The sequence below is a fragment of the Dolichospermum lemmermannii CS-548 genome (genome assembly GCF_028330815.1).
GTDB lineage: Bacteria > Cyanobacteriota > Cyanobacteriia > Cyanobacteriales > Nostocaceae > Dolichospermum > Dolichospermum lemmermannii.
The window spans coordinates 1-6,245 of record NZ_JAQMTJ010000163.1 but is presented as its reverse complement, the minus strand read 5'-3'; the positions used below and the strand labels follow the sequence as shown (position 1 = coordinate 6,245).

The 6,245-nt window shown below is 38.1% G+C and carries 4 protein-coding genes, 1 tRNA gene and 1 pseudogene; 5 read left to right on the top strand and 1 reads right to left on the bottom strand.

From position 1 onward, the window contains the following. Nucleotides 1-141: pseudogene (locus tag PN450_RS10895) on the bottom strand (photosystem II D2 protein (photosystem q(a) protein)); the annotation flags it as partial. A 280-nt stretch (nt 142-421) separates the two neighbouring features. On the opposite strand from PN450_RS10895, the gene PN450_RS10890 reads away from it, so the two are divergent. From PN450_RS10890 to PN450_RS10870, 5 genes are all read left to right on the top strand, one after another. Beyond that, the gene (locus tag PN450_RS10890; RefSeq protein WP_168501691.1) at nt 422-694 is read left to right on the top strand and encodes a hypothetical protein; all 273 of its coding nucleotides are present in this window, start codon (nt 422-424) and stop codon (nt 692-694) included. Between the two features lie 14 nt (nt 695-708). After that, nucleotides 709-1,377: an ABC transporter ATP-binding protein gene (locus tag PN450_RS10885; protein WP_213717105.1), complete on the top strand. Its 669-nt coding sequence runs from the start codon at nt 709-711 to the stop codon at nt 1,375-1,377. A gap of 763 nt (nt 1,378-2,140) precedes the next feature. Next, on the top strand, nt 2,141-2,689 hold the full coding sequence (locus PN450_RS10880) for an NYN domain-containing protein (protein ID WP_015081086.1): 549 nt from the start codon (nt 2,141-2,143) through the stop codon (nt 2,687-2,689). 159 nt (nt 2,690-2,848) lie between these two features. Further along, a tRNA-Asn gene (locus tag PN450_RS10875) sits at nt 2,849-2,920 on the top strand. 645 nt (nt 2,921-3,565) lie between these two features. After that, the gene (locus PN450_RS10870) at nt 3,566-5,665 is read left to right on the top strand and encodes a TonB-dependent receptor plug domain-containing protein (protein ID WP_271836272.1); all 2,100 of its coding nucleotides are present in this window, start codon (nt 3,566-3,568) and stop codon (nt 5,663-5,665) included. Nucleotides 5,666-6,245 lie beyond the last annotated feature (580 nt).

Here is a 6,245-nt window from a genome sequence, read left to right as displayed (position 1 = left end):
CCAACCGCCTAATGCGAGGAAGGCACAGGGGAATAATAATATTCCTGACCAACCTACGAATACGAAGCGATCGCGCTTTAGCCAGTCGTCTAATACGTCAAACCACCCTCTACTGGGGGCGCGTCCAACTGCGATGGTCATGAGAGCAAATCTCCAAAATGTTTTATAATTACGGATTTTATGCGTTTATAGATGGCGAATATGAGCCGCCTACACAAAATTAACCAGATTGTTAATCTAGTTTACAATTTTTTACGCTTTCTATCATAATAGGTGAAAATCTCTAATTTTGCTAGTGGACGAGAAAGAAAATTTTATTTGAGAATTGGAAGGGTAGGAAAGTAGGGAAAAATTTCTTAGCAACTGACAACTGACTAATGACGCTAGAATGGGTTTTAAAGTGAAAATTCATTAATTCTAAATGTTTACCATTGACTTAAGCATCAGAAATACTGCTTTCCCTATATCAGTACAACGCAAGTCTACTGAAGATGCCGAAGCTGTTTATCAGCTAATTTTGGCGGCCATGCGCTCTGGCAATCCTGATCTTGTGGAACTCAAGTGCGAAGGCAAAACAGAGAAAAAAATTGCTGTTCGTGCTAGTGAAATTTCGGGAGTCCAGATTATCCAAAAAGATAGTGCAGCTACTAGCAGTGGTAAACCACCTGGCTTTGCTGCTTTTACTGCTGAGTAACCCAAGGTGTAAACATGACAGCAGTGGGCATTGAAGTTAATAATTTAAACTTCTTTTGGCCTAATGGGGAGCAAGTGATCAAATCTTGCTCTCTTCAAGTACCTAAAGGTGAGTTTTGGATGCTTCTGGGGACAAATGGCAGTGGTAAATCTACGCTTCTGAGATTAATAGCGGGTTTATTAGCTCCTCAATCTGGGGAAGTTATGGTTTCACCTCCTGTTGGTTTTGTGTTCCAAAATCCTGATCATCAATTGGTAATGCCAACGGTTGGTGCAGATGTGGCTTTTGGCTTGGTGGCGGAAAAGTTACAACCTGCTATGGTGAAGGCTAGGGTTGAGGAAGCTTTGGGGGCAGTAAATTTATTGTCTCTACAGCGACGACCTATTTACGCCCTTTCTGGGGGACAAAAACAACGGGTGGCTATTGCTGGAGCGATCGCTCGTCACTGTGATGTTTTATTATTAGATGAACCCACTGCTTTACTAGATCCAGATAGTCAACTCGATTTAGTCGCTAGTGTGCGTAATTTAGTTAAAAGTCGCGGGATTACGGCTTTGTGGGTAACTCATCGGTTAGAAGAGTTAAATTACTGTGATGGTGCTTTTTTATTGGAAAAAGGTTGTTTAGTTGATTCTGGTGAAGCAGAACGGCTCAAACAGCGATTAATTCAAGTACACCATTAGGTTTAGTAGGAGTCACCGAGTCAGGAGTCACCGAGTCAGGAGTCAGAAAAAAGAAGAAGAAAGAAGGAAGAAGAAAAAAGAAGAAGAAGTAAAAGCCCTAATTTTGAGAAATTTTTGACCAGATGCCAGAATACAGGATGCTGTATAGGTATCTGGTTTTTTAATATAGCGAAATTTGACACTCCCCGGTCTAAAGACGCGGGGATTCCATAGAGAGTTTCAGTCTATATCTCTCAGTTATCCCAGCTTCAGGCAGGGTTCCTTAAACATTTGGGTTCTTGCCCTGATCCTGTTTGCCATTACTGGCAGAATCATCTCTGACAAGCGTAACTTTCCGAGAGTCCCCCGGTAGGTTTTTAATGTCTTTGCTGACAATTTAATTGTCTCACGAATATGGATGAAAATTTGAAATTATTTCAAATTTTTAAATTAATGTCAATGCAGGATAAAGGAAAGCCTCTAGCCTTCATCCCTTGTCTAAAGCACAGATGTAGCTGACTTAGTCAGCTACATCTTCAAGGGTTTTCGGCATTTCCCTTATAAAATTTTGCAGATTGGGAAAAAATATTTTTTTAGAGAAAACAACTTCAGCAAGCCTGATTTTTAGGGGTATTTCCGGAATTATGGCTTCTATCTTAGGGTCTATTTTTGATTGAAAGAAGCATTTTTTATTTTTTGTAACATGGGGTTACAAGCAATGCTTCATTTAATATAAGTCTTATGAATGATTTTTGTTAACTCTAGATAATTGTGATTAAAAACCATGTCTCGTTCCATAGTCCCGGCCGTTCTCTTAGTAGACGGTTACAATATTATAGGCGCTTGGCCTTGCTTGATAAAAACCCGTGATTATGCCGGACTTGAGGCTGCACGGGGTGAGTTGGTGGAAGCAATGACTAATTATAGTGCTTTCCAAGGTTATGACACTCAGGTAGTGTTTGATGCTCAATATCAAAACACTCCTAGCAACAGAGAAACTATTACAGATTTTTTAACAGTACATTATACGGATTTTGGCCAGACCGCAGACACATATATCGAAAAAACCTGTGCGTCTCTCCGTCACCAAATAGCCCAATCTTTACTTTCTCGCATGATTGTCGCTACATCAGATCGGGCGCAGCAGTTAACAGTTCAAGGGTATGGTGCGGAATGGTTGTCAGCGCATCAGCTATGCGGTGAAGTGGAAACTACTGTTTGTCGGATGCGCCATAGGTATCAGTCACAGAAACAACCTAAAAGTAGATTTCTGATGAATGGAATTGATGCTAAAGCCAGACAAAGACTAACGGAATTACGCATGGGATTATAGATTTTATAATTGATAAATCTCTGAATGTCGCTGCTGGAAAGGGTTTAGGGTATTAAAAGTGAGAGGTTTCAGCAGCAACCAAAAAAAATTTAAAAAATTTTGCCAAAACCACTTGCATTAATTTGGATTTCGGTTTATTATAGCTAAAGTTAAGAGCGTTCCTCAGTAGCTCAGTGGTAGAGCGATCGACTGTTAATCGATTGGTCGCTGGTTCGAATCCGGCCTGGGGAGTTTAAATAAATAAAGCATGGGGCAGAAAATAATCAGCTTCATGCTTTGTTTTTTGTCTGCAAACAAACATGACAGCATTATCAGGAATTTCATGATCTGAAGATCTACGGACTGTTCTGTATTCTGCCCAATTTATCGGATTGGTGATAAAATACGCTACCTGTTGAGTTAACCCAACTTTGGATCTTAGGGAACACCAAAAAATAAATTACCCAACTTTGGTATCGGCTCAATAATCCGGGGTAAATCGTTCAATGACAAGCCTCAAATGGCGTAAAATCGTTCCCGAATAGGTAGTCCGCCCCCATTTATTGAGCGGTTACCAATTTTGTGGGATGGGCATCCGGCCCGTCCTTGATGATTAGCGGGCAAGATGCCCGCACTACAAGAAATTTTTGGGGATTTTATTTCTTGGAAGTCCCTAATAAAAAATCAAGGTTTTTAACCGACGTAGGTGGGTTTCGCCTGTGTAGCCGTGACTTCTAGTCGCCAGGTGGGTAATAAATTAGACTTATTCATTCAACCTCTTAGAGATATCTGAGTCTTTATTAATTTCAATATGACAGCTTGTCTTTTGACATTGTTGCTATTAATACGAGAAAATCATAATCAGTAATTGTTGTTACCGGGTGTGAGTTCAGAAATATGAATAAGAGTTGTTTTTTTCTGCCAGTTTCTTTACTAAGTTTACTGGTAGTTGTTCCTGTCGTGGCTGCTGATAATCAAAATAATGAAAATACAGTAAATTCAGATATTCCTAGTTTAAATGAAATCGAATTACCCACCACAAATGCTGAATTATTAACTCAACAACCAGCAGTAAATGAAGTTAAACAAGAACCTACGTCAGAACCAGATTTAAATCCTACAAATGATCCGGATATATCTATAGAAACCATTGGCGAAAAAGATATTCTTCCCGAATCTACTCCTACTTATGTAATTGAAAAAGCAGAAATTCAAAAACAGGGTGCAACCAGCGTTGCTGACGTTTTAAAAAAAATGCCCGGTTTTGCAATTAATAATGTTGGTCATGGTGCAGATATTCACACAGGCACATACTATCGAGGAGCTTCAATTGATCAGTCTGTATTTCTGATTAATGGCAGACAAATCAATACGAATATCAATACATATCATGGTGGAACAGATTTAAATAGTATTCCTGTAGAGGCTATTGAAAGAGTTGAATTATATAGCGGTACGGCTTCTTCTTTATATGGTTCTTCAGCCTTTGGCGGAGTTGTTAATATCATTACTAAAGAAGGTTATGGTAAACCTAAATTAACTGGTAGTGCAGAATTTGGCTCATTAAATTTAAATAATCAACAGGTAACTTATGGGGGTTCAACGAATAAAGTTAAATACAACTTTAGCTTTGAAAGATTTTTTATAGATAACCGTTATCTTGTTCCTGTTGGTGCAGCAAATCGTGATACCCAGGGATATTTATCTAATGCTGATACAGCTACAAGCACTTATTTTGGTAGTGTCGGAATAGATTTAGATCCTAAAAACTCTTTGAATTTAGATGTAACTACACTTAGTAGTCGTCGGGGGTTAATTTATTTCGGTTCTCGATATTCTGGCGTACAACTACAAAAAGACCGATTAGATCATGATGGTTTAAATGTTGGCTTATCTTGGAAAACTCGACTTGGTAAGGAAGAAAATTCTAATTTAACAACTACATTGGGTTATAACCGAGACTATTTTAGCACTTATGGACCAACTGGGGCAACATTTTACAGAACCGGAATTTTAGATACTCAACAATTCAAAACTCGGATAGATCATGAATGGAAAATTACTCCAAATAATCAATTACGATGGGGGTTGGATTTAAAAAATACTGATTTAATTGGTGATGTTATTAGTACAAATCCTGACCTAATTTCTAAAAACGAAAAAGAAGATAGAAGTGTTTTAAATACGGCTTTATTTGCTGTGAATACTTGGAAAATTAGCGATACTTTCCAAACTGATTTAGGAGTAAGACAAAACTTTGATAGCCAATTTGGGAATTATTTTCATCCTAGTTTTGGTTTAAGTTATGCTGTTAATCCAGCTATTGCATTGCGTGGAAGTTGGGCAGGGGGGCAACGCAATCCTGGGTTGGATCAATTATATGTTTTTGATACGGTTCATAATTGGAATCCTAACCCAGATTTAAAACCAGAAATTGGTTCTACTTGGACTGCGGGAATAGATATGAGATTGTCGGAAAAATTGTTAGGAAAATTTACTTATTTTGGCAATAGTTTAGATAATCGTTTGGGCGTAATTAATGGTAAATGGCAAAATATTGGTTTAGTTGATACTAATGGTTTAGAAGCTGCATTGCAATTAAAAATTGCCCGTGAGTGGTCAACTTTTCTCAACTACACTTATACAGATGCTCAAATCAAAACTGGCACTGAAAAAGGATTACAGTTAGGGTTAATTCCCTACTCTTTGCTGCAAACTGGAATTGGTTATCAAAAGAATGGGTGGCAAGGCAATTTATATGCTACTTATAATAGTGGTTCTCGTCGGTCTGTTTTTAGTAGAAATCTACCGGGAGAAAGAAGTACAGATTTTGCACCGTCTTTCTTTAATTTAGATTTTAGTGGCCGGATTCCTGTCAGTAAAAATTTGGGACTAACTTTTTACCTAGAAAATATTCTGGGTGAACAATATGAACGAGTTAATCGGATTTATAGCCCTGGTTTTACTTTCCGTGTGGGTTTAAATTCTAGTTTATAATTAGTATGTTTGGGTTAAAAATTAGCCACTGAGTTTTTCGCCTACCAAGTGTTCCTATAAAAACAAAAACCCCAGAAGTAAAACTTCTGAGGTATAAAGAGTTTTAGGAACGATTGAGAACAATAGCAATCTTGTGATCAGTTGGAGTAGGCAATCTTTAGACTGATCACAAGCTGGCTTTGTCAGCATCTCAAACTAAGAACCTAAAAGCCCACAGGTCAACTACTTAAATACTCTAGCAGGGGTCTTTTTATCACAGTAGCCAAGTTGGCGTTTTTTTAAATAATTTATTTCATGCTTCATGTGGTATTAACGATTACCTAATTTAAATTTCTATTACTAATAATTAAATAACATCTATCAAAAGGTAGATATTACAAAAGGGGTATGACTAACCTGACGTTATCAGAAGAATTCCGCACTTCTGAAAATACTTGTTTAAGAGGATGTTTGAAAAGTTTTGAATGTATAAATTGACCCCTCTCCAAACCTCTCCCCGACGCGGGGAGAGGCTTTGAAAACCCCATTCCCTGGTAGGGAAGGGGGGCAGGGGGGTTAGGTTTTTGGAAATTATGGGTTT